We start from the raw sequence: 23180 nt of genomic DNA, 5'->3' as shown, positions 1-23180 counted from the left end.
TCCGACGTTATCCGTGGTTCCAACTTCAAGATGGTGCTGCTTCGCGGCGGTTGGAGAGTCCCATGAATTCGTGGTTCTTATTCATTCAGGGTTCAAGTACAGGCCTTAGATTTGTCACGCTTGATGCCTATCTAAAGTGCGCGTTCTCGGGGTCTATGCCTATGCACGACAAACCATCTCACACGTCCCTGGCCCGGCGCCTGCTGAAAGCCGCGACAGGCATTGCTGCCGGACTTGCCATGCTGGCCGCGTCGGCCGCTGCCCACGCCCAAAGCGTCATCCGCGACACCGAGGTCGAACGCTTTCTGCATGACCGTACCCGGCCGATCCTCGAGGCCGCCGGCCTCGATGCCGACCGCGTCCAGTATCTGCTGGTGGCCAGCGACGATCTGAACGCCTTCGCTACTTTCCGCCTGCGCATGGGGCTGAACACCGGCCTGATCCTGGAAGCCAAGACCCCCAACGAGTTGTTCGGCGTCATTGCCCACGAAACCGGCCACCTGTCCGGCGGCCACATGATGCGCACCGACGAGATCGAGCGCGCCGCGCGGGCTCCAATGGCCATCGCGCTGGGCCTCGGCATCGTCGCAGCCCTGGCCGGCTCCCCCGACGGCGCCATGGGCATTATTGGCAGCTCCGGCACCTTTGGCACATTGAACGCCCTTCGGTACATGCAAACGCAGGAGTCCGCTGCCGACGTCGCCGGCATCAAAGCGCTGGAGAAGGCCGGCATGTCCGGCAAGGGTCTGGTCGACTTCTTCTACAATTTCCGCAATGTCGAGACTTTCTCGAACGCCGAGCGCTACGCCTTTTTCCGCACCCACCCGTTGTCGCGTGAACGCATTCAATCGATCACCAGCCTGGCCAAGCGCCAGTCGCACTATGGCGAGGTCGATCCGCCCGAAGTCGTGGAGGCGTTCAAGATCGTCCAGGCCAAGCTGGCCGGCTTCATGGAAGACCCGGTCAAGACCTTCCGCACCTATCCCGAAAGCGACACCTCCTATCCGGCGCGCTACGCCCGGGTTATCGCCACCTACAAGCAGGGCAACTGGGACAAGGCCCTGACCGATCTCGATACGCTCATCACTGAGCAGCCAGACAACGCGTATCTCCATGAGTTGAAGGGACAGATCTATTTCGAGACCGGCCGTGCCGTCCTGGCGAAGCCAGAACATCTGAAATCGGTCCAACTGATGCCGCAGGCGCCCCTTCTGCACTTGAACCTTGGCCAAACCCTGATCGCCATCGGCGACAAGGAGAACCTGGATCAGGCCGTCGTCGTGCTGCGCGAGTCGTTGAAGTACGAAGAGGACAACAGCTTCACCTGGTCGCAACTGGCGCAGGCCTATGACTCGCTGAACCAGCCCGGGATGGCGCGGCTGGCTACAGCCGAGGCTCAGTTCTACAACGGTGACTATGAAGGTGCGCGAACAACAGCCGTGCGCGCTCAGAAATTTTTCCCTACGACCTCGCCGGAATTTCGCCGCGCCCGCGACCTGGTCATGGTGACTTCATCCGAAATGGGCATCAACCCGGTCGAAGGCGAAACCAAGCGCCGTCCCTAACCCCCGAAAGTGTTTTACGTGTCCGAACCTGAATTGCCGATGCCAGAATCCTCGTCTCAGTCCTCTTACGGCGGCTGGCGCGACATCCAGGGCCACATCACCACTGGCCTGGCAGTGTTTGCTGTCATCCTGGCGGGCGCGCCCTATGTCCTGCCGCAAGTCCAGGCGTGGCAGACTCAGCAAGGCTTGCTGGAGCGGCCGGCCATGCTGCAGGCAGCCAGCGAAAAGCTTCAGGCCCAGGCCGATGCCGCCGTCGCCACCAAGACTCGCGAGGCGCTCAAGGCGCGGGCGGAAAGCCTGAAGACGACCCTGTACGGCAGCAAGATGGACCCGATCCTCGGCAATCCGGCTGCGCCGATCAAGATCGTCGAATTCCTGGATTACAACTGCACCTACTGTCGTTCCGGTGCACCGCTGGTGAAGGCCTTCCTGGAGGCCAACCCGGACGTGGCGATCATCATCAAAGAGTATCCGGTGATCAGCAAGAATTCGCGACCCTTGGCGGCCTATGCCCTGGCAGCAGCGGAAGCCGGCAAGTACGAGGCTGTGCACTACGCCTTTATGAGCGGCGGCGTCGACAGCGAGGCGGAGGCGCACGCCGTCCTGGCTAAGGCCGGGTTGAACCCGCAGACGATCCAGGCGAGGATGTCGTCCGAGGACATCCAGAACTACATCACCGAAACTCTGGTGTTGGGCGACGATTTAGCCATAACCGGGACGCCGACCTTCATCATCGATGGCGAGCCGTACAACGGCACCAATATCCCGGCGATGACCGCGGCGGTAGAAAAACTGCGGAAGAAGTCGTAAGATCATCCTTCCTCGTTCGCGGGCGAGGAGGCGAGCAAGCAAGCCCGCAGGGTGCGGCGCGTCGAGACGGAGGGCCGTCGTAGTCTCGAAGTACCCCGCATCGTAAAAAGTCTACCGCGCCCCGAAGACCCGCTTGCCCCAGGTGCGACTCGCCGGCTTGGCCGCTGGATCCAGGGGCTCGGCATTGGCTGCCACGACCGGTTCGCCCCGAAGTTGCCGCAACCGCTCGACCGCTTTGGCGTTGACCGAAGTGCCCAGACGCTCGATTTCTTCATAGGTCTCGACCGCCTTTTCCATCTGCTGCAGCGATTCATAGACCGCCGCCAGATTGTACAAGCCACGCGGCGACCGATCGCTCTTGCACGCCCGTTGGGCAGCTGCAATCGAATCCCAGTGCCGACTCATGGCCAGCAGGATCTGCGACCGCAGCACATGGGCGCGCGCCAGGTCCGGCGCCAGTTGCAGGCACAGGGTTACCGCCATCTCGGCTTCGCTGAACCGGTTCAACCGGCGTAAACAGGCCGCCTTGCCGAAACAGGCAGTTGCATCCATCGGATGAATGGCGAGATAACGGCCGTAAGCCGCGGCTGCCGCGTCATAGTCCTGCAAGGCGCCCAAGGCATCGGCCGCCATCAGGATGGCATCGGCATCGTCATGGGCGCCCAGTTCGAGCAGGGCATCGGCATAGGCACGCTCTCCCATGCGGTTGGCAGCGCGTCGTATGGCCAGGCTTTCACGGCGCAGCACGGGATGATCGGGTGACCGCCGCAAGGCGACTTCGATCGCTGCCTCAGCCTCGACCAGTTGCCCGTCCAGGCGATACTGTTTCCCCAATTCATACGGAAAGCCCGGATTGTCGGGATTGACCTCCATGGCGATTTCCAACTGATCGATCGTCAGACCGCGCAGCCGCATCAGGCTGCGGCCTTCCGGTTCGGTCGCCAGGATATCCAGCGGCGACAAGCGGTAAGGCTCGCCGATCAGTTTTTCTTCGCTAAGCAGGTCGGCCCAGGCCGCTGGGTCGCCGAAATGGGTTTCGGGAGAAAAGAACACACCCTGGCCATTCGGCGTCGCGAACGGCGCTATCCGGTCGTTGAGATACAGGAACTGCGCATCGGTATTGGGAAAGCGCTCGAAATAAGCCTTTTCCAGATCCACGGCCTGGGCCTCGCTCAGGTCGCGGCGGACATAGGTGACGGCTTCGGTGCGGGCCTGTTCACGAAAGCGCGCCGCCAGGTGGCGAAAACGCGCGATGAAGGCGGCATAGTCGGCCAGATAGTGGGCCGGATGGGCGAAGCTATGGTGGAAGCGCACGCCGGTACCACGGTCAGCGACCAGGGAGCCTTGCGCCGTGTCGACCAGATAAAGTTGCTCCGGAGCAAAGACGTCGAAATCCTTGCGCAGGATTTCGATCAGTCCCTGGGCGGGCACCGCCATCCAGTCGAAAAGTTGGGCTGTGTTGTCGCCCGAATGCATGCGCAACTGAAAGGCCACTTCCCAGCGCAGGCCGAGACTGACGAGACGGCGGTCGTCGGGACCGCGCCTGGAATCGTGTTTGGTTTTAAAAAGCGAGGACGTTTTACGCGTCGGTGCCATGGCTTTCTGATTTCCCGGTGGGGCGCCATTCAGCGCACCCTTGGGAACCAGACATAACCGCCAACGGCTTAATTTCGGTTAAACTCAGTTTGCAAAGGCCCCTCACCCAATCGGCCTCACCTTGCTCTGACCTCGCCCCCCACCGGAAACGGGAACGGAAAGAGAAGAAACCGTTACATGTTCGGATAGTTCGGGCCGCCACCACCTTCGGGCGTGACCCAGACGATATTGCCGGTCGGGTCCTTAATGTCGCACGTTTTGCAGTGGACGCAGTTCTGGGCGTTGATCTGCAGCCGCGGCTTACCGATATCTTGCCCGACGATCTCATACACCCCGGCGGGGCAATAGCGCTGGGCCGGTTCCGCATACTTGGCCAGGTTGATGTCGATCGGGATATGTGGGTCCTTCAGCACCAGGTGAACCGGCTGATCCTCCTCATGATTGGTTGAGGAGATAAACACCGACGACAGCTTGTCGAACGACAGCACGCCGTCAGGCTTGGGATACTTGATCGGCTTGAACTCCGCCGCAGGCTTGATCGAATGGGCGTCCGACTTGCCGTGCTTCAAGGTGCCCGAACCACTGAACAGGCTGAACCCGCCCAGCAGGTTGGTGACAAACATCTCCATGCCGCCGACAACCGTGCCTAAGGTCGTGCCGAGGCGGCTGAGCAGCGGCTTGACGTTGCGCACCAGCTTCAGTTCGCGCCTGATATCGGAATGGTCATACGCCGTCTGATAACCGTCCAGGGTCCGCGCCGGTGTGCCCGAGGCCAGGGACTTGACCGCTGCATCGGCTGCCAGGATGCCGCTCTTGATAGCGTTGTGCGAGCCCTTGATCCGTGGCACGTTAACGAACCCAGCCGAGCAGCCGATCAAAGCGCCCCCCGGGAAGACCAGTTTCGGCACCGACTGATAGCCACCTTCGCTGATAGCGCGGGCGCCGTAGGCGACGCGCTGGCCGCCTTCCAGAACCTCGGCGATCACCGGATGATGCTTCAAACGCTGGAACTCGTCATAGGGCGAGATATAGGGGTTCTGGTAGTTGAGATGGACCACGAAGCCGATCGACACATAGTGATCGCCGAAGTGATACATGAACGAGCCGCCGCCCGTCTTTTCATCCAGCGGCCAGCCCAGAGTGTGCTGGACCAGACCCGGTTTGAACTTTGAAGGCTGGACCTTCCACAGTTCCTTGATGCCTATGCCATACTTCTGCACGTCGGCCTGGGCATCGAGTTCGAACTTGCGGATGACCTGCTGCGACAGTGAACCGCGCGCGCCTTCGGCGAAGAAGGTATATTTTGCCAGCAGGTCCATACCGGGCACATGGTCCGGTTTATGGTGGCCGTCGCGGCTTACGCCGGCGACACCGGCGACCACGCCCTTTACAGCGCCGTCCTCGTCATACAGGACCTCAGAACAGGCCATACCGGGATAGATTTCGACGCCCGCCCCTTCCGCTTGTTCGGCCAGCCAACGCGTCAGATTGCCCAGCGAGCCGACATAACAGCCGTGGTTGCTCATATAGCCCGGCATGGGCAGCGACGAGATATCGAGCGCGCCCTGTGGACCCAGATAAATGAACTTGTCGTCTGACACCTTGGTGTCAAGCGGCGCACCAAGGTCCTTCCAGTTGGGAAAGAGTTTCGCCAGCCCAGAGGTGTCGAACACCGCGCCCGACAGGATGTGGGCGCCGATCTCCGAACCTTTTTCCAGCACGGCGACGGTGACCTCGATGCCGGCTTTGGCAGCCTGCTGCTTCAGCCGGATAGCCGCAGACAGTCCAGCCGGACCTCCTCCGACGATGACCACATCATATTCCATCGCCTCGCGTTCAACCGGCATATCGACCATAATCTGTTCTACCTCCCGACGGGTTACCCCGTTAGGGGGCTCCCCGTTTTGTTTTGAACTCAGGCGCGCAGCCCGCTATGACAGGTTGCGCGTTTTTGAAGGCCCCACATGTTCCCGTCCGACGATCTAACCAAGGAACTAGAGAGCTACCTCGGCTTTCTCATCGACCATGAGTTGGAAGAGTCCTACGCGAATGCGCCTCTTAATCGGACTCTCAGCGAAAATAAATCACCAAATCCGCGTGCCGCTGCGGCAGTCACGCAAATTCGTGTGACCCCTGTGGCTTCGGGGCCGCAAGGCGGGGCCGTCAATGCGCTCAAGCCGCAAAACCTTACCGGGCTGGATATCGGTACCGTGTTACATGAAGCCAAGCAGCGCGCCGCCGCCGCGCGCTCGCTGGATGAGCTCTATGCCGAACTGGAGGCGTTCCAGCATATGCCTATGCGCCACGAAGGTGCCACGCAGCTGGTGCGGTTTCGCGGCAGCGACACCCCCGACCTGATCGTGGTCGGCGAGTGCCCCGATGCCGAAGAGGATCTCTCTGGCCAGGCGTTTGCCGGTAAACCCGGCGCCTTGATCGATGCGGCCTTGCAGGCGGCGGGTGTCAAGGACCGCGCCCTGCTGACGCCATGCGTCTTCTGGCGCCCAGCCGGCGGGCGGCCTTTGATGGCCGAAGATATTTCGCTGACGACGCCTTTCATGCAGGCCCTGATTCGGTTGGCGTCGCCCAAAGCCATCCTGCTGTTGGGCGCCGGCGCCGTGTCGGTGGTCTTGAACCTGGATCAGCGTTTGAGCGAGCTGCGTGGGCGTGTCGTCGGCTATCATGGCGATCCGAATGTACCGTCCATGGCCAGCTATCCGGCTAGTTTCCTGTTGAAGCAGCCGTTGGCGAAGGGGTTGTTCTGGCGGGATCTGCTGCAACTCACCGTGCAGGCGGAGCTGTAACGCGCAAAGTCGACTCAAAATAAAGTGACTCAACTGTCAGGAAATGTAGCTTGCTCCGTCACCTTGTCTGTCACATTGTCACCAGGCAACTTTTGGCCAATGCGCAAGGGGTTGCCCAGGCACAAAAGTTTCATTAGTGTCCCGTCCTTTCGGCCAGCCGGTCGCCGCTTTAAGGTGCAGTTTTGACGTCCAACCGCCAAACTCAGGCCCGTCTCCTGGGCCGCCTTCTGACCACCGGCACTGCGCTGATGGCCCTGTCCGCGTCCGCGATGGCGCAGGACGTCTTGACTCCCGACTTTTCCGCCTCCAGCCTTGCTTCCCCCAGTCTTGCTTCCCGGCACCTTGCCGCTCAACTCCCTGCGCCCTTGACCGCAACACAAGCTGCCACCCAGGCGGCTGACTCCACGATTATTGTCAATGCTGCCCCCCTGCCCTATGCTCTGGTTGCCGGTCAGGCTCAGGCACCGACCAAGGCCGTCGCCCAGAATTTACCGCTGGCGCCGCGGGATGCGGAGCTGTACCAGGCAGCCTTCGCGATGATCAAGGCCGGCGATTTCGACGACGCCGACGCCAGGCTGGCCCAGGTCAAGGACCAGCGCCTGATGGGCTACGCCACGTTCAGCAAGCTGTTCCACCGCAAATATACCTCGACCTATGACGAGTTGATGGCTTGGCTCGATACGTACGGCGACCAGCCGATGGCGATGCGCGTCTGGGGACTTGCCAAGCGCAAGAAGCCCGACGGTGCGCCAGATCCGGCGTTTCCATCGCTGTTGGGCGCTGTTCCAGCCGGGGAAGTTGCCTCCGCCGCAAGTACGGCGGTCCGGCTGAGCGGTACCGGATTGCTGAACGCGGCGCCACAAACGACGCACAATCCCGGCGCTCCGGCCGGCGAAGACCTGACGCCGAAGTCAGCGCGGTCGGCCTATAATAACGGCCAACTGGAGCAGGCCGCCAGGCTGGGCAAGCAGATTGGCGACCACTGGGTCACCGGCCTGGCCAACTGGCGCCTCGGCCGTTACGATCAGGCCCTGGCCGCGTTCAGGTTCGTCGCCACTGATCCCAGCCAAAACGCCTGGAGCCAGTCGGGAGGTTCATACTGGGCTGGCCGCGCCGCCCTGAAGCTCGGCAAGGCCGATGAGGCCGAGGGCTATTTCAAGATCGCGGCCAGCTTCCCGTTCACCTTCTATGGTCTGGTTGCCGAGCAGCGCCTGGGCGTCACGCCGGCGGTTGTCCTGTCAAAAAAGGGCGAATTGCCGACCTTTTCGGGTCAGTCGCGCACGGCCATGGCGGCGGTTCTGGAAGGCGACTTCGGGTGGGCCCAATCGCATTCCAAGGCGCAGCGGATGAATGCGCTGATCCAGGTTGGCCGGTTCGAGGATGCTCAGGACGAATTGCAGGCGGCGGTGCAAAGCGCGACTACAGGCGAAGAGCGCGACCGCTGGCTGGCCCTGTCGGCCCGGACGCAGATCCCGGTCAGCCAGCTGAAGCGCACGGACAAGCTGTTCGACGCATCCTTGTATCCTATGCCGGATTTCGCGCCCGCGGGTGGCTATAAGGTGCCCAAGGCACTGGTCTTTGCCTTGGCGCGCAAGGAAAGCAAGTTCAACCCCAAGGCCTATTCCTATTCCGGTGCCTATGGGTTGCTGCAGTTGATGCCGGCGACGGCAGCCCTGGTCGAGAACGATGCCAGTTTCACCGCCAAGCCGAAGCAGTTGCTGACACCGGAGATCAATCTGAGAGTCGGGCAAAACTATATCACGCGTCTGTTCGATTCCAAGGTGATCGACGGCGACCTGCTGCGGACCCTGGCGGCCTATAATGCCGGTCCGCGTCCGGTGAAGGATGCAATGGACAGCCTGGGGCCGGACGCCGATGCCCTGCTGTTTCTGGAGTCGATCCCTGTGGCCCAGACCCGTCAGTATGTCGAAGAAGTTGCCGCCAATTACTGGATCTATCGCCAACTGATGGGCCAGCCAACCAAAACCTTGACCCTGGCAGCAAACGACGCGCGGATTATCGACGCCACGGCAGATAGATAAGATCTGTCACCGGGCAAGGTGATAACCCGACGCGAAGCGACGTATCTGTGAAACTGGCGGCCAGGTGCTCCTCGTAGTGGGCCTTTTTGCTTAGCACGAGCAACGTCCGGAGCGGGATATGATTTGATGGAACCAAAACCCCGCTCTAAGTTTTTGTTTTGTCGCGCAATTTATCCGAAAACGGGAGCGCCCGTGCGGGTGCCACACACTTTATCGGATTGCGCTCTAAGTTTTTGTTTTGTCGCGCAGCTTAATCCCAAAAGTGCGTCACACTTTTGGGATGCGCTCAAAAGTTCGTGAAGCCCCGTAGGGGTGTTCGTGCGGTTCGTCGTCAAATCGTCTTCCTACGCCGGCCGTTTCACCATCGGCGGCTTGGGTGGTACCCCCAAGAGATACAGCATGAACCGCGCTCCCTTGGTCAGCAGTCCGACCGCCCAGCCACGCGCCTTGAACCGGCGGGCATTGGTGGTCAAGGATGCGGCCATGGGCCGCAACCGCGCCCTTCCCAGCGCCATGGCCAGGGCCACATCCTCGAATGCCGCCTGGTCCTTGTAGCCGCCGACGCAGTCATACAGGGCCCGTGACAGCAATAGCCCATGGTCGCCACTGGGCATGGCCAGCCAACGCGCCCGCGCAGCCAGCAACTCTGCCCACAGCGAAGCCAGCCAGGACGGATCGTCGAACTTGAGATGGAAATAGCCCGCCTGGGTAGCGTGGCTGTTGATATGGACCTGTACCTGGTCCATCCAGCCGTCGCCGAGCTGAGAGTCCGAGTGCATGATCATAATCCAGTCGCTGCGCGCCGCCCGGCAGCCTTGCCACAGCTGCAATCCCCGCGCCGCATCGGTACGAATGACCTTGCATCCTGTCGAATCAGCGATCTCAAGCGTCGAATCATCGGACCCGCCATCAACGATGATGACTTCGCGAATCAGGCCTTCGACGACCCCGGGTACGAGAGACGACAGGGTACGCACCAGATGGTCTTCGGCGTTAAGGGTAGGCATGATAACGGAAATCACGTACGCCACTCTCTAAAAACATTTCTTGTTTTTCGGAACTTATTATAACACCTCATGTAGGTCCAAAAAGGTGCATGGGCAAGGACTTGTACGTTTTGGCAGGAGGTTTTTTAGCGGGAGAAGACACCCACCAGTTCCACGTGGGCTGACCACAAAAACTGATCTATCGGGGTCACCCTGTCCAGCGAAAAACCTGCGTTCACAAGGATTTTAGCATCACGAACAAAGGTCTGTAAATTACAGCTTACCGCAACGGCATGGGCGACGCCGGAACGGGCGATTTCGAAGGCTTGCGCCTCGGCGCCTGCGCGCGGCGGATCGAAGACGATGGCGTCGAAACCCTTCATCTCCTCGGCCACCATTGGTCGTCGGAACAGGTCGCGGACTTCCGGCGTGATGGTCTTTAAACCCGGTGCCGAGGCCATGGCGTTCTTGAGTGCCGCGATTGACGTGGCCGCGCCATCGGCAGCGTAGACCACGGCGGTCTCGGCGAGCGGAAACGTGAAGGTGCCGGCGCCACAGAACAGGTCGGCGACCTTCTTTGCGCCGGCTACCGAATCGCTGACTAAGGCCGCCATGGCGGCTTCGGCCTGGGGCGTGGCTTGCAGGAAAGACCCGATGGGTAGGGATACCGTCGCCTTGCCGAATCGGATCATGGGCTGGCGCACCTGATAGAGGATGTCCTCGCCCATAGTCACGCGGGCAAAACCGGCTTCGCCGGCCGCCATGGCAATCTGCATTCGGGCATCGGCCGACAGCCCGCCTGATTTGGTGCGCTCGACGCCGGAGATATCGATATCCAGCCCGGTCAGCGACGCTGTCACGTGGAGGACTGGCGCGGACTTCGGATGCTCGAACAAAGGCGCCGCCAGTTGCCGCAACATCGGCAGTGACGCCACGATGGCCGGATCGGAGATGACACAGACCTCGATCGGGACCAGCGACCATGAGCGCCGCGCCTTGAAGCCGATCTGAACCTGATTGCCTTGTTTTCGCGCGTGCAAGCCGACGCGACGGCGCGAATGGGTCGGTGTTGTGAAACCAGGGAGAACCTCAGTCTCCAACCCGCCGCGGCGCAGTTGCGCGACAACGACCTCATGTTTCCAGGCGCTGTAGGCGGCCAGGTCCCAGTGCTGAAGCGTGCAGCCACCACAGGCGGAGAAATGTGGACAGGGCGGCGTGACGCGCTCGGGGCTTGCCATTATCACCTCGACCAGTTCCGGCCGTTCCTTGCCCTGACGCGCCAGGACGCGCTCGCCGGGCAGGGTCATGGGCACGATCAGGCCGCCGGCAGTAATGCCATCACCCTGAAATCCAACCTTGTCGATATGTGCTTCGAAATCTGCCATGAACCTGCCGCAACAGCCTCATGTCAAAAAGTGTCAAGACGTGTACCTGGGCACTTTTTGGATAAACATGAGGCAGAGTAAAGGGAGACGCCCCATAGAGCCCATGGCGGGTCATGTCAAATTCCCCGTATAGGCGCAACGCGGTTGACTCACCTGCCCGTCAGACGAAAATGGCCGCGACGGTTCGGTGTCGTCTCTTCCTTTTTTGTTCAAGGTGTTTGCACATGATCACGCTGAAGTCCGCGCTGTTAACCATGATCCTGTCGGCTACCGTGGCGGCGGTCGCGCTCCCCGCAGCCGCCCACTGCCCCGATGGCAAGGACCACAGCCATAAGGTGACCAAGAAGACGGTCAAAAAAGCGGCTAAAAGAACGGCGGTCGCGTGCAATTGCGCCAAGCCTGTCAACAAGCCCCGCAAGGTCGCGCAGACACCTAAGCAGGCACCCCGCCCAGCCCCTGAGCCTGAAACACAGCCGCGCGACTACGCCTGGCGCAGCAGCGACACCTATTATAACGACCAGGGCCCGCGCAGCCCCGGCGTCAACCTGTATCAGACCTCCTGGGAATCCTCGACAGTGACCACGCGGGTCGTGTCGCATCGAGTCGTCTATATCCGGCTCGGCGATGGCCGCTTGCTGCCCCACGCTCCCGACTGCCACGATCGCCGGCATAGGCACGTCGCCTATTAGGACGTCTCATGCCAAAAAGTGGCAATCCACTTTTTGGCATGAGACTCGTGACTTACGGATTCTTTGCGCACGGGCTGAAAGTCGGTATTTCTTATTGGGGCCCGCAGGCGGACACAAAGAGGGTTAACGCGCTTCCGCTCTTGCCCCAGAGGCCGACATGCCGCTCGCTCCCTTCGTTCGTTCCGCCGCAATCTCGCTGGCGCTCATTGTCGCCTTCCCGTCCCTTGCCATGGCGCAGGACGACCAGGAACGCGGCGACGGCCAATACCGCCGCGACGACGACCAACGCCGAGACTATGACTATGATCGCCGCGATGATCGCGTCCCCTACGCCGGTGCCGACCTGGCCTATGACTATCTGAGCGGGGAGTATTATCGCTTTGAGGGCCCGCGCCAGCAGGACCCAAGAGCCCGAGAACAGAGCGGCTATCGCGATGGTGTGCTGCAAACCAAGCCCAATAACGGACACTATGCCGGGGTACGCTGGATCGGCGGCCAGCGCCGCTATCGCGGCTGCGGCTGCTCAGCCTGGTACGGCCGCAGTCATAGCGATTACCGAAGCTCATCCTATGCGCCGAATGAACGCAGCAACGGCTATTTCGAACGCTATGCCAGCAGCAACAGCAACGCCTGGGGCTATAGTGACCGACGGAGCGGGTACCGTTTCTTCAATTATGGCTATTGAGTCCCAAAGCTCCCATCCGGCAGGGTTTTTACTTGACCAACGTTTTCGCTTTCTGAACGAAGATGAACGAACCTATCAAGCGCTGTTCATCTTGGCTCCTGTATACAGGTTATATCAGCCGGAGGTGAGGTCACCAGACCCGGCAAACCGGGAAGGAACCCACCCCATGATCCGCATGACCGCGACCCGCAAGTTGATCGCCGCTGCTGTAACCGCCGTCGCCATTGCCGGCTTCGCCTTGCCAGCCGCCGCCGAAAGCTGCCGTGGCCAGAAGAAGGACGCTCAGCGCAGCGGCGCCATTGCCGGTGCAGTTATCGGCGCTGCTGTCGGTGGCACGGCCTCCAATACCCGTAACAAGGGCCTTGGCACAGTTGCTGGCGCCGTTGTTGGTGCGGCGGTCGGCTCGTCGATCGCCAAGAACAACACCAAGTGCCGCTATGACTATAGTTACAATGATTACTACGACAGCGGCTATGACCGTCGCGATGACCGCCGTGACGACCACTATGACCGTCGCGACGACCGCTGGGATCGCCGCGATGACCGCCGCCACAGCCGTCATGACCGCCGCGACGACCGCCGCGACGACCGCTACGATCGTTACGACCGCAGCTACTAGAGCGGGGTGAGTTTTGATGGCATCAAAACCCCGCTCTAAGTTTTTGTTTTGTCGCGCAATTTTTCCGAAAACGGGAACGCCCGTGCGGTGGTGTCCACTTTATCGGATTGCGCTCTAGGTTTTTTGGAAACACCTCGTGCTGATCCCCAAGGCCGGCGGCTTAACGCTGCGGCACCTTGCGACATGAGGTTTTGGAAGCCCGATGCAGCCCCCGCGCATCGGGCTTCATTTTATTTGCTTTTTGGCGTTCGCCACGACAGCAGCGTGGCGCCCCAGAAATTCCAAACCGAGCTCAGGACTGCCGCCAGGACACCCGCCGGGAGCCAGTGCATATTCAACTGACCGCGCATCAACAGGGCCAGACCGAGACTGATCAGGGCACCGATAGAACAGGCAAGGTAGAACCCCAGCAGGCCGCGTACCAGGCCCCAGCCGTGCAGCCGCTTGTCCCGGAAAGTCAGAATGTTGTTGAGGAAAAAATTCCACGTCATCGACAACCAGATGGCCAGGCTATAGCTGACCAGATCGTCGGTCAGAACGCGGAAACGGTAGATTGGCAGGTAATCGCCACTGCGGAACAACAGATGTGCTGCGATCAGGACAACTGTATAGACGACAACGCCGCTCAGGCCCACGCCGACAAACATGACGAAACGTGCCGGCAGCAAGCCATTGGTGGCCTTTTCGATCAGCAGGGCAACCAGGTCGATGACCACGCGCAGGTCCAGCTTGGACTCGCCGCCCTGGCGCTGGCGCAGGGACGCCTTGACCTCGGCAAAGCGCGGCTTGACCTTGGTGGAGGCGGCGATGTCGAGCAAGATCTTGAAGCCTATGCCGGTCAGCTTGGGGCGCGCCGACTGATAGTACTCGCGCGTCATCATGAAGCAACCGCTCATCGGATCCGACAGCGGCACCTTGAGCACCAGTCCGGTCGCCCAGGTAAAGGCCTTCGAGCCCAGGTCGCGCAGGCCGCTCAAACCAGTTTCGGTCTTGCCGATATAGCGTGAGACGCAGACCAGATCCTTGTCGCCCTTCAGGATCAGTTCGGCCAATTCGCGAATGGCGGCCGGATCGTGCTGGCCGTCGCCGTCCATGACGCCCAGGAAACGGCCGCGGGCAATGTCCCAGCCTTTGATCGCCGCCGACGACAGGCCGCGCTCACCGACGCGAACATGCAACCTGACATTGGGACGCATCACAGCGACGGCGCGAACCTCGGCATGGGTGTTGTCCTGGGAATTGTCGTCGACCACGATGATCTCGTGGCTGATGCCAGCAAGTGTGTCGCAGATTTCTTCGATGACGGCGCGGATGGCAGCGCCTTCGTTCAGCGTACAGATGATCAGGCTGAGGTCGGGAGCGTTCGGTTCGACCGGAACAGACGAGGATGTGGCAAGCGTATCGGTCGACAAACAAGGCTCCATCAAAAGCGTCCTGCTCCATAATGGTTTCAGCGGCGGAAAACAATGGCCTGCTTGCTCAGGCAACGCCGGGCGGCTAAGGAAGAACAGCGCCTGTGGGTACCGTATATGAAGATCGCTATTGTCCTGCCGCCGGAGTTCAAATTCTGCGCCCGCCGGCCCCATTCCATCGAAACCGTCATCCGCACCTTTGCCGCCTACAATCCGTGGGGCCATGAGTTGCGGATCTTCAGCGACGGCGGCGCCGAGGCGCGCTGCGACCTGGCCGTGACCGAACTTCCGACCGGAGCGGGCCGCCCGGCGCGGCTAAAGGCCGCCGTCTCAGCGTTGAAAGACTTCGCGCCGGACTATATCGAGGTCCACCACGAGGCGCGCCTGGCCAGCCAGATCGCCCGCGCCCTGCCCGCCGTTCCGGTCGCTCTCTACCGTCACAACTATATCAAACCGCCGAAAAACATCTTCCAGCGCCTGGACCAGACCTGGCGCTATGGCGCGCTCGACCGCTTCCTGTTCGTCAGCAACGATACCCGCGATCATTTCCTCAGCGCCTTCCCGAAGTTCAAGCCGCGCGCCTTTTCGATCTTCAACCCGATCGACGCCGTCAAATGGACCGGCGATCCTGAAGCGAAAGACCAAACCATCGTCTTCGCCGCCCGCGCCATTCCGGAAAAGGGGCTGGAGCCGTTGTGCGACGGCCTGGCCGAGGCCTTGCCCAAGCACCCCGACTGGCGCGCTGTCCTGATCCTGAGCGCCTATGACGACGCCAACACCTGGGCGCATGCGCAAGTCGCCAAGCTGGCGGGCTTAAGCGACCAGGTGACGATCCTGACCAACCAGCCCTTGCAGGTCGTCCAGGACGCCCTGGCCAAGGCGGCGATTTCCGTCATCCCGTCGGTCTGGAAGGACCCCTTCCCTCTGTCGGCCCTGGAGGCCCATGCCGCCGGCACCGCGGTGATCTCGTCGGGCACCGGCGGTTTGCGCGACATCAGCGGCGATCATGCCCTGTATCTCGATCATGTCGAAGGACCGGACGTCGCCGCGGCCATCGACAGGCTGATCGCGGATCCGGGCCTGCGCCGGCAAATGGCGGCCTTTGGTCAGGCGCGCGCCCGCGTGGAACACACCATTCCGCGCCGGGCCGAAGAACTGAACACGCTGCGCGAGGGCGCCGTCGCCGCCCGGAAAGCGTCATGAAAATCGCCATCGTCCTGCCGCCAGGCTATACCTTCTGCGCCGTCGAGCCCAATTCGATCGAGACGGTGATCCGCACCCTGTCGGCCGATAGCCGCAACGATATCCGCGTCTTCTGCGAGACCGGCGCCAAGGCCCGCGACGATATTGCGGTTACCGAGATCGATCCCGGTGGCAACCGTCTGGTCCGGCGCCAAAGGATGATCGAGGCGGTCAAGGCTTTCGCGCCCGACTATGTTGAATTCCATCAACACGCCATCTCGGCGTCGGCGATTGCTGGCGCTTTGAAAGCGATTCCGAACAGCCTGTACCGCCACAACTACGTCAAGAAGCCCAAACACCTGTTTGACCGCTGGCGCAATGTCTGGCGCAACCGTTCGTTCGACAGCTTCATCTTCGTCAGCGAAGCCGCCAAGGCCGATTTCCTCGGCAACTATCCACAAAATGCCGGCAGAACCTATGCCGTTGGCAATCCAATCGATGCGTCGCTGTGGCCGGGCGATCCGCTGGCAAAAGACAAAACGATTGTCTTCTCCGGCCGCGCAGCGCCGGAAAAGGGCCTGGCGCCGCTGTGCGATGCCTTGGCCGAAATTCTGCCGAAGTATCCCGCTTGGAAGGCGGTGCTGATCCTGAACCGCTTCGATGTCCATGGCGACTGGGCCCAGGCCCAGATCGACAAGCTCGCGGCGGTGGCGGAACGGGTCACGGTGCTGAAAGATCAGCCGCTGGATGCCGTCAAAGCGCAGATGAAGGCCGCCGCCATCGCCATGGTGCCATCGGTATGGCAGGAACCCTTCGGCCTGGTCGCTTTGGAAGCCCACGCCGCCGGCTGTGCTGTGGTATCGTCGGGCACCGGCGGTCTGCGTGAGGCGTCGGGTGACCACGCGGCCTATGTCCCGGACGTGACGGGGCCAGCGCTGGCTACGGCTTTAGCGCAACTCCTGGCGAACGATGATCTGCTCCTGAAGCTGGCGCAATCGGGCCAGGCTTTCGTGCGCGTCGTTCACACGCGCGAACACCGTGCGGCTCAGTTGCGCGACGTTCGGGAAGAGATTACGTCGACGGCAAAACAAAAGACATACGCACGCTGAGCGCCAGCCCTAGAGCGGGATGAGTTTTGATGGAATCAGAATCCCGCTCTAAGGTTTAGTTTGTCGCGCAATTTATCCGAAAAGTGCGTCACACTTTATCGTATTGCGCTTTAGCCTCCACCCCTTTTTGGGGTGTCAGGCCAAGGTTCAAAAACCTATAGAGCCACCTTCAACCGCTCCAGCGCAGCAGCCAGCTTGGCCTTGCCACTCTCGGCCTCGGCCAGGCGTTCGCGGTTTTCCTCGATCACCTCTTCCGGCGCCTTCTTGACGAACTCCGGATTGTCGAGCTTGCGCCGGACGCCATCGATCGACTTGTCGAAGGCGGCAATGTCCTTCTGCAACCGCGCCTGCTCGGCCTTGATGTCGATAAACTCGGCAATGGCCAGATGGGCCGTCGCCTCGCCGGCCACGAACGGCACTGAACCGGCCGCCGGCGTTTCCGCCGCCTCGACCTTGGACAATCGCCCCAGATACAGAATCAGGTCTTCATGCGTGGCGATCCGAGACCGGGTGACCGTAGAAGCCCCCGTCAGCACCAAAGGCGCTCGCGCCGAACCCGGCACGTTCATTTCCGAGCGGATCGAGCGGATCTCGGTGATCAGGTCGATCAGCCAGTTGATCTCTTCGTCGGCCTCGGCATCGATGGCAGACGGATCGGCCTTGGGCCAGGCATGCGCGATCAGCAACCCTTTTCCGCCGGTCTTCTGCCACAGTTCCTCGGTGATGAAGGGCATGACCGGGTGCAGCATGACCATGGCCTGGTCCAGCACCCAGGCCGTCATGGCGCGGACCTCGGTCGTGTCGGCCTCTTCGTCGCCGTTCAAAATCGGCTTGGCCAGTTCCAGATACCAGTCGCAGAAGACATTCCAAATGAACCTGTACAGCGCATTGGCGGCATCGTCGAAGGCACAGGCTTCCAGCGCCTCCGTAACCTCGTCCTGGGTCTTCTGGACCTCGCCGCGGATCCACCGGGAAAGGGTGAGTTTCGCCGACGCCGGATCGAAACCAACCACACGGGTGCACTCGTTCATCTGCGAAAAGCGCGTCGCGTTCCACAACTTGGTGCCGAAGTTGCGGTAGCCCTCGATGCGTGGCTTGGCCAGCTTGATAGCCCGCCCCTGCCCCGACATGGCGGTCAGGGTGAAACGCAGCGCGTCGGCGCCGAACTCGTCGACGATGGTCAGCGGATCAATGACGTTGCCCTTGGACTTCGACTGCTTCTGGCCTTTTTCATCGAGGACGAGGGCGTTGATGAAGACACGTTTGAACGGCACGTCACCAGTGAAGTGCAAGCCCATCATCATCATCCGGGCAACCCAGAAAAAGATGATGTCAAAGCCGGTGATCAGGGTATGGGTCGGGTAGAAGCGCTTCAGGTCATCGGTCTGCTCGGGCCAGCCCATGGTCGAGAACGGCCACAGGGCCGACGAGAACCAGGTATCTAGCACGTCCTCGTCCTGACGCAGCGGGGTCGCCGTGCCGTAATGGGCCTGGGCGGCCTTAAGCGCGTCGGATTCGGACATTTCCACAAAAATGGAACCGTCCGGACCGTACCACGCCGGGATGCGATGGCCCCACCATAGCTGGCGCGACACGCACCACGGCTCGATGTTGCGCATCCATTCGAAATAGGTCTTTTCCCACGACCTGGGCTCGAACACGGTGCGGCCGTCCTCGACGGCGCGAACGGCTTCCTTGGCCAGTTCGCCGGCATTGACGTACCACTGGTCGGTCAGGAAGGGTTCGATCACCACGCCGGAACGGTCGCCGTGCGGAACCATGTGGCGGGTCTTTTCGACGGCCTTCAGCCAGCCCTCTGCCTCGGCGCGGGCAATGATCGCCTTGCGCGCGACAAAGCGGTCCTGGCCTTCGTACGGCGCGACGATGATCCGTGCCATCTCGTCCAGGACATTGATCTGCTCCAGGTCGTGGCGCTTGCCGACCTGAAAGTCGTTGAAGTCGTGGGCCGGCGTGATTTTGACCGCGCCCGAACCTTTCTCGGGATCGGCATAGTCGTCGCCGACGATCGGCACGCGGCGGCCGGTGATCGGCAGGATGACCGCCTTGCCAATCAGGCCCTTGTAGCGTTCATCCTCGGGATGCACGGCGACCCCGGAATCGCCCAGCAGGGTTTCCGGCCGGGTCGTGGCAACAACGATATAGTCGCGCGTCTCGACGGTCTCGTTACCGTCCTCGTCCTTGACGGGGTGCGGATAGGTGATGCCGTCGGCGAGTTGGTAGGCGAAGTGCCAGTAATGGCCGTCGACCTCCTTCTGTTCGACCTCGAGGTCCGAAATGGCGGTCTGGAAGTGCGGATCCCAGTTGACCAGGCGCTTGTCGCGGTACATCAGCCCGTCGCGATGCAGTTGCACGAAGACCTTGCGGACGGCCGACGACAGGCCGTCGTCCAGGGTGAAGCGTTCGCGCGACCAGTCGCACGACGCCCCCAGGCGGCGCAGCTGATTGACGATGGTGCCGCCGGACTCGGCCTTCCATTCCCACACCTTGGCGACGAAGGCTTCGCGGCCCATATCGCGGCGGCCGACATTGCCGGCGGCGGCCAGTTGCCGTTCGACCACCATCTGGGTGGCGATGCCGGCGTGGTCGGTGCCGGGTAGCCACAGGGCAGCCTTGCCGCGCATGCGCTCGAAGCGCGTCAGAACGTCCTGGAGCGTGTTGTTCAGGGCGTGGCCGATGTGCAGGCTGCCGGTGACATTGGGCGGCGGGATGACGATGGAAAAGGCCTCTGCCTTCGGGTCGTCGATCGGAGCGAATACGCCCGACTTTTCCCACATCTGATACAGACGGGGTTCAACGGCGGCGGGATCGAAGGTCTTTTCCAGCATGGTCTTTCAGGAGGTCAAAAAGCGGAAGCAAAAAAGCGGAAGCAAAAAAGCGGAAGGATCAGGCGCGAAAACCAAAAGAGCGGCGTCACAGGACGCCGCTCTTATCAGGTGGATCAATGGAAATCCAGTTTTACCGGCGGCCCTGTCGTGCAATGCGTTCGACTTCCGTGCGTACGGCTTCTTCGACGATGGCCGGCAGATGGGCGTCAAGCCACTGTTGCAGAAGCGGACGCAGCAGGTCTTTGGTGAGGTCTTCCAGGGTACGGTCGCTGTGCGGGACCAGCAGCGACGAGGACAGGGAACCGAAAGCAGAAGCAGCGCTCGATTCGGTGCGTTCGCTGACGAGAGACTCCATGCGGGGCTCGGCCTTGTAAACGGGTTTTGGAGCCGGCGCCGGTGTCGGCTTGATCGGCTCATAGGCTTCGATATCGCCTATCGAAACGCTGGACGGCGCGTCATAGGTGTCGGTGAGTTCCAGGACGTCCTCCTCGGGCTCCGGATCGACGATGGGCTCGAACACAGGCTCAGGCTCCGGTTCGGGTGCCGCGGCAACCGGTGCGGGCTTCTCGGCCTCCGGCGCGTCATCTTCCGAAATGATGCGGCGAATGGAGGCGAGAATCTCCTCCATGGTCGGTTCGTGTGCGGATTGTTCTGCCATGTTTTTAAGCGCCTGCGAATCGGATTCCAAAACTTAAGTCGTGGTCAGCGTGACACGTGTTCGCCGCCCTTGGCAACTCTCAACACACGTTTTGCTGCCGGAATTTCGTCGAAAAGGCTAATTTTTCTGTGATTAAGCTATGACAGGACGAAGCTGACCCGTCCTGTTTCGCCTGACAAACCAGAGTGAAATTACTTGTTGCCGCCAGCGACGAGACCGTCGAGGCTGCGCGCTACCGGCTCGAGCGGCGTCCAGCCCTTGGACTTGACGTTGTTGAAGTTTTCCTGCGGATCGTAGACGTCCATATCCGGCACGAAGGCCTGAACCGTCAGCCCCCCCATGACCGACAGCAGTTGGCTGGCAGCGACATACTGGGTGCGCTCGGCCTCCAGCAGTTGCAGTTGCGCCGACTTAAGTTCCTGCTGAGCGTTGAGGACTTCGATATTGGTGCGCAGGCCGACCTGTTGCTCCGTCTTGACGCCTTCGGCAGCGACCTGAGCGGCGCGGACCTGCTCCTGGTTCGACGACACGGCCGATCGGGCGGAGATCATCTGCGACCAGGACTGGGATACCGAAGACACCACCGCGCGGCGGGTGATTTCCGTGCTGATCTTTTGGGCATTGTAGTTCTCGGCCGCTTCGCGGACGCGCGATCCGTTCAGCCCGGCGCTGAACAGCGGCACGGAGAAGCGCAGGGTAGCTGTAGCCCCGGCGGAGTCGCCGAAACCACCGAGATCATCGGTCGGCGTCGTGCCGCTGTACTGGGCGCCCAGGGCTACCGTCGGGCCAAACACCGAGCGGGCGGCGCCGAGATTGGCCTTGGCGGCGTCTTCAGCGTAGTGTGAAGCCTGCAGATCAGGATTGTTGCGCTCGGCAATGTCAAGGGCGGCATTGAAGTCCGCCGGCAGGCCCGGCAGCACGGGTTCCGCCTCCAGGCCGATCGGCGCCTGGCCGACAATGGCGATGTATTGCGCGCGGTCGGCGTCGAGTTGGGCCTGGGCCTGGGCCAGTGAAGCCGCGGAGGCCGACAGGCGCGCCTGCGACTGGGCAACGTCGGTGCGGGTCAATTGGCCGGCATCGAACTGCGCCTGGGTTTGTTCCAGCTGTTGCTTCAGGATATCGTAATTGTCCTGTGAAATCTTCAGCGCCTGCTGGTCGCGGCGTACCGCGGTATAGACCTGGATGACGTCGAGCAGAACCTGGGATTCGGTCGAACGCAGATCCTGCTGGCCGGCCCGGATATTGGCTTCGGAGGCGCGCAGCGAATTGGTCAGGCCTCCCGACGTAAAGATGTTCTGGTCGGCATTGAGCGACAGGGATGTGTTGGAACGCTGATTGCCCGGCTGAAACGACGTGTCGGTATCCGTGTAGTTGACACTGCCGCCGACGCTCAGAGACGGACCGAATTCGGACCGGGTCTGGACATAACGCTCGTCTGCAGCCCGCTGGGAGGCACGGGCACGCGCCAGGGTCGGGTTCTGGCTGTACGCCATGCGGATGGCCTCATTCAGCGTCTCCGCCTGAACCGCGGAGGCGGCACCCAGGGCCAGCACCGACGCGGTCGCCAAAGCTCCCAGACGCAAGGTAATGGAACGGCCGAACTTCAACATGGTCATCATGTACCCCGATAGTAGCTCCGGCGGATGCCGGAAGATCGGGCGGATGGTCCAGGCCATCCTGCCCGCGGTTGCGAAAACGTGTCGTACTCTTCCTGCCAGACAATTTTTGCCTTGGCGAGTTAAGCTTTTTTCATTTGCCGTTTCAGACGTATCTGAATGGCGTTCCGTCGCATGCTTGCATCACTGTACCACAAACATGGCAGTAGAGATTCAAAACTCGAAGCTGGGCGTGCGCGCGAAGCCCGGCAAGGTCGACGGCGAAGAATCGAAAACTTCGCGTTCCGAGAAACCGGACTCGAGGCGGATGTAAAGCCGGGCGCGGCCGATTCTGCTGTCCTTCAGCACCACGGCCAGGCGTCCGCCGACCTTCAGCGCCTTCAGCCAGGCGGCCGGCAGTTCGGCAACAGCTCCTTCGACGACGATCACGTCATAGTCGCGGCCCGCGGGCGTCTTGAGCGGAGCCGTCTCGGTCTTGACGCCCATCTCCTTGAGGTAGGGCTCAATCACCGCCATGGCACGCGGATCGGATTCCTGGGCAGTGACCTTCAGCCCGGCATGGGCAAGTACAGCGGCGCCATAGGGTGCAGCGATGGCCAGGCCAGTTTCACCGGCGCGTGGTTCCAGGCTCTGCAGAAGCTTGGCGATATCGCGCGGCGCCATCAACACCCGGCCAGGCGCAATGGCGACCTCGACATCACCATAGGCGGCAAAGGCCTGGGATGGGGCACACAGACGTTCGCGGGCGACATGACGCATGGCCAGTTGCAACGCGGAATCGGTTACATCGTTCACCCTTACCTGGGATTCGACCATGTTCTGGCGGGCAGCGTGGAAATCCATGGGAGCAATTCTCTAATAGCGACGCGGACTCATTGGCCTTCCTTATAGGCATGCGCGCGACAGACTGCAATTGTTCCGGGAAGGTAATTCGGGCGTCAAATTGCTTGCCCGGGTAAAAACTATGGGCCGCGACAAAAACTACGCCACTGGCGGCTGAGGTAAATATTCCTCAGGAAATTCTATATAAGCAATTGCGATGACCGGGACGATCTGATAGCTGATCGCCCTCGCTCCTTTGAGGCCTGATGGCGGAGCGGTTACGCACCGGATTGCAAATCCGTGAAGCCCGGTTCGACTCCGGGTCAGGCCTCCACGCTCTCCTCTGTACAGTTAGAC

18 protein-coding genes and 1 tRNA gene are annotated in these 23180 nt (G+C 61.4%); 10 read left to right on the top strand and 9 right to left on the bottom strand.

All coding sequences use genetic code 11. The features are described 5' to 3' along the window. Positions 1 to 161: 161 nt before the first annotated feature. On the top strand, positions 162 to 1565 hold the full coding sequence (locus ABAC402_RS25575) for a M48 family metalloprotease (RefSeq protein WP_023448531.1): 1404 nt from the start codon (positions 162 to 164) through the stop codon (positions 1563 to 1565). A gap of 18 nt (positions 1566 to 1583) precedes the next feature. Then, complete coding sequence (locus ABAC402_RS25570; RefSeq protein WP_155847320.1) at positions 1584 to 2375, top strand: thioredoxin domain-containing protein; 792 nt, start codon at positions 1584 to 1586, stop codon at positions 2373 to 2375. Between the two features lie 111 nt (positions 2376 to 2486). On the opposite strand, the gene ABAC402_RS25565 is transcribed toward ABAC402_RS25570, so the two are convergent. Together ABAC402_RS25565 and ABAC402_RS25560 are read right to left on the bottom strand one after the other, a co-directional pair. Further along, a complete protein-coding gene (locus ABAC402_RS25565) occupies positions 2487 to 3971 on the bottom strand; it encodes a DUF1796 family putative cysteine peptidase (protein WP_023448529.1) in 1485 nt (494 codons plus the stop codon). A 173-nt stretch (positions 3972 to 4144) separates the two neighbouring features. Next, positions 4145 to 5827, bottom strand: a complete 1683-nt coding sequence (locus tag ABAC402_RS25560) for an electron transfer flavoprotein-ubiquinone oxidoreductase (RefSeq protein ID WP_023448528.1) — start codon at positions 5825 to 5827, stop codon at positions 4145 to 4147. Between the two features lie 108 nt (positions 5828 to 5935). On the opposite strand from ABAC402_RS25560, the gene ABAC402_RS25555 reads away from it, so the two are divergent. Both ABAC402_RS25555 and ABAC402_RS25550 read left to right on the top strand, forming a co-directional pair. After that, on the top strand, positions 5936 to 6772 hold the full coding sequence (locus ABAC402_RS25555; RefSeq protein WP_023448527.1) for a uracil-DNA glycosylase: 837 nt from the start codon (positions 5936 to 5938) through the stop codon (positions 6770 to 6772). Positions 6773 to 6954: 182 nt separating this feature from the next. Then, positions 6955 to 8814: a lytic transglycosylase domain-containing protein gene (locus tag ABAC402_RS25550; RefSeq protein ID WP_023448526.1), complete on the top strand. Its 1860-nt coding sequence runs from the start codon at positions 6955 to 6957 to the stop codon at positions 8812 to 8814. 344 nt (positions 8815 to 9158) lie between these two features. On the opposite strand, the gene ABAC402_RS25545 is transcribed toward ABAC402_RS25550, so the two are convergent. Next, positions 9159 to 9821 (bottom strand): glycosyltransferase, encoded by a 663-nt coding sequence (locus tag ABAC402_RS25545; RefSeq protein WP_040409833.1) that lies wholly within the window; start codon positions 9819 to 9821, stop codon positions 9159 to 9161. Positions 9822 to 9946: 125 nt separating this feature from the next. Continuing rightward, positions 9947 to 11185 (bottom strand): class I SAM-dependent RNA methyltransferase, encoded by a 1239-nt coding sequence (locus tag ABAC402_RS25540; protein ID WP_023448524.1) that lies wholly within the window; start codon positions 11183 to 11185, stop codon positions 9947 to 9949. 224 nt (positions 11186 to 11409) lie between these two features. Between ABAC402_RS25540 and ABAC402_RS25535 the strand changes: the two genes are divergently transcribed. The 3 genes from ABAC402_RS25535 (at position 11410) to ABAC402_RS25525 (ending at position 13178) form a co-directional block, all read left to right on the top strand. Beyond that, the gene (locus ABAC402_RS25535; protein WP_023448522.1) at positions 11410 to 11874 is read left to right on the top strand and encodes a hypothetical protein; all 465 of its coding nucleotides are present in this window, start codon (positions 11410 to 11412) and stop codon (positions 11872 to 11874) included. Positions 11875 to 12031: 157 nt separating this feature from the next. Further along, positions 12032 to 12559: a hypothetical protein gene (locus ABAC402_RS25530; RefSeq protein ID WP_023448521.1), complete on the top strand. Its 528-nt coding sequence runs from the start codon at positions 12032 to 12034 to the stop codon at positions 12557 to 12559. A 166-nt stretch (positions 12560 to 12725) separates the two neighbouring features. Next, positions 12726 to 13178: a glycine zipper domain-containing protein gene (locus ABAC402_RS25525; protein ID WP_023448520.1), complete on the top strand. Its 453-nt coding sequence runs from the start codon at positions 12726 to 12728 to the stop codon at positions 13176 to 13178. A 230-nt stretch (positions 13179 to 13408) separates the two neighbouring features. Here the strand turns inward: ABAC402_RS25525 and ABAC402_RS25520 are convergent, their stop codons facing one another. Further along, positions 13409 to 14590: a glycosyltransferase gene (locus ABAC402_RS25520; protein WP_235079914.1), complete on the bottom strand. Its 1182-nt coding sequence runs from the start codon at positions 14588 to 14590 to the stop codon at positions 13409 to 13411. A gap of 117 nt (positions 14591 to 14707) precedes the next feature. Here ABAC402_RS25520 and ABAC402_RS25515 point away from each other — a divergent pair, with 117 nt between their 5' ends. Both ABAC402_RS25515 and ABAC402_RS25510 read left to right on the top strand, forming a co-directional pair. Then, on the top strand, positions 14708 to 15793 hold the full coding sequence (locus ABAC402_RS25515) for a glycosyltransferase family 4 protein (RefSeq protein ID WP_023448518.1): 1086 nt from the start codon (positions 14708 to 14710) through the stop codon (positions 15791 to 15793). Further along, on the top strand, positions 15790 to 16881 hold the full coding sequence (locus ABAC402_RS25510) for a glycosyltransferase family 4 protein (protein ID WP_023448517.1): 1092 nt from the start codon (positions 15790 to 15792) through the stop codon (positions 16879 to 16881). Before ABAC402_RS25515 ends, ABAC402_RS25510 begins: the two co-directional genes overlap by 4 nt. 155 nt (positions 16882 to 17036) lie before the next feature. Here ABAC402_RS25510 and ABAC402_RS25505 read toward each other — a convergent pair whose 3' ends face one another. From ABAC402_RS25505 to ABAC402_RS25490, 4 genes are all read right to left on the bottom strand, one after another. Continuing rightward, a complete protein-coding gene (locus ABAC402_RS25505; RefSeq protein WP_023448516.1) occupies positions 17037 to 19727 on the bottom strand; it encodes a valine--tRNA ligase in 2691 nt (896 codons plus the stop codon). 130 nt (positions 19728 to 19857) lie between these two features. Then, positions 19858 to 20385: a DUF2497 domain-containing protein gene (locus ABAC402_RS25500; protein WP_031235251.1), complete on the bottom strand. Its 528-nt coding sequence runs from the start codon at positions 20383 to 20385 to the stop codon at positions 19858 to 19860. A gap of 191 nt (positions 20386 to 20576) precedes the next feature. After that, positions 20577 to 22061 carry a TolC family outer membrane protein gene (locus tag ABAC402_RS25495; RefSeq protein WP_023448514.1) on the bottom strand — a complete coding sequence of 495 codons (1485 nt, stop codon included), beginning with the start codon at positions 22059 to 22061 and terminating at the stop codon, positions 20577 to 20579. Between the two features lie 153 nt (positions 22062 to 22214). Further along, positions 22215 to 22844 carry a protein-L-isoaspartate O-methyltransferase gene (locus ABAC402_RS25490; RefSeq protein ID WP_023448513.1) on the bottom strand — a complete coding sequence of 210 codons (630 nt, stop codon included), beginning with the start codon at positions 22842 to 22844 and terminating at the stop codon, positions 22215 to 22217. A gap of 239 nt (positions 22845 to 23083) precedes the next feature. Between ABAC402_RS25490 and ABAC402_RS25485 the strand changes: the two genes are divergently transcribed. Next, a tRNA-Cys gene (locus ABAC402_RS25485) sits at positions 23084 to 23157 on the top strand. Positions 23158 to 23180: the final 23 nt, after the last annotated feature.

The sequence above is a fragment of the Asticcacaulis sp. AC402 genome (assembly GCF_000495835.1).
Lineage (GTDB): Bacteria > Pseudomonadota > Alphaproteobacteria > Caulobacterales > Caulobacteraceae > Asticcacaulis.
This window is presented reverse-complemented; position numbering and strand designations above follow the sequence as displayed.

Coding starts and splice junctions, on each gene's coding strand:
- ABAC402_RS25575 (WP_023448531.1), top strand. CDS start 162: ATGCACGACAAACCATCTCACACGTCCCTGGCCCGGCGCCTGCTGAAA.
- ABAC402_RS25565 (WP_023448529.1), bottom strand. CDS start 3,971: ATGGCACCGACGCGTAAAACGTCCTCGCTTTTTAAAACCAAACACGAT.
- ABAC402_RS25560 (WP_023448528.1), bottom strand. CDS start 5,827: ATGGTCGATATGCCGGTTGAACGCGAGGCGATGGAATATGATGTGGTC.
- ABAC402_RS25555 (WP_023448527.1), top strand. CDS start 5,936: ATGTTCCCGTCCGACGATCTAACCAAGGAACTAGAGAGCTACCTCGGC.
- ABAC402_RS25545 (WP_040409833.1), bottom strand. CDS start 9,821: ATGCCTACCCTTAACGCCGAAGACCATCTGGTGCGTACCCTGTCGTCT.
- ABAC402_RS25540 (WP_023448524.1), bottom strand. CDS start 11,185: ATGGCAGATTTCGAAGCACATATCGACAAGGTTGGATTTCAGGGTGAT.
- ABAC402_RS25535 (WP_023448522.1), top strand. CDS start 11,410: ATGATCACGCTGAAGTCCGCGCTGTTAACCATGATCCTGTCGGCTACC.
- ABAC402_RS25530 (WP_023448521.1), top strand. CDS start 12,032: ATGCCGCTCGCTCCCTTCGTTCGTTCCGCCGCAATCTCGCTGGCGCTC.
- ABAC402_RS25525 (WP_023448520.1), top strand. CDS start 12,726: ATGATCCGCATGACCGCGACCCGCAAGTTGATCGCCGCTGCTGTAACC.
- ABAC402_RS25515 (WP_023448518.1), top strand. CDS start 14,708: ATGAAGATCGCTATTGTCCTGCCGCCGGAGTTCAAATTCTGCGCCCGC.
- ABAC402_RS25510 (WP_023448517.1), top strand. CDS start 15,790: ATGAAAATCGCCATCGTCCTGCCGCCAGGCTATACCTTCTGCGCCGTC.
- ABAC402_RS25505 (WP_023448516.1), bottom strand. CDS start 19,727: ATGCTGGAAAAGACCTTCGATCCCGCCGCCGTTGAACCCCGTCTGTAT.
- ABAC402_RS25500 (WP_031235251.1), bottom strand. CDS start 20,385: ATGGCAGAACAATCCGCACACGAACCGACCATGGAGGAGATTCTCGCC.
- ABAC402_RS25495 (WP_023448514.1), bottom strand. CDS start 22,061: ATGGCCTGGACCATCCGCCCGATCTTCCGGCATCCGCCGGAGCTACTA.
- ABAC402_RS25490 (WP_023448513.1), bottom strand. CDS start 22,844: ATGGATTTCCACGCTGCCCGCCAGAACATGGTCGAATCCCAGGTAAGG.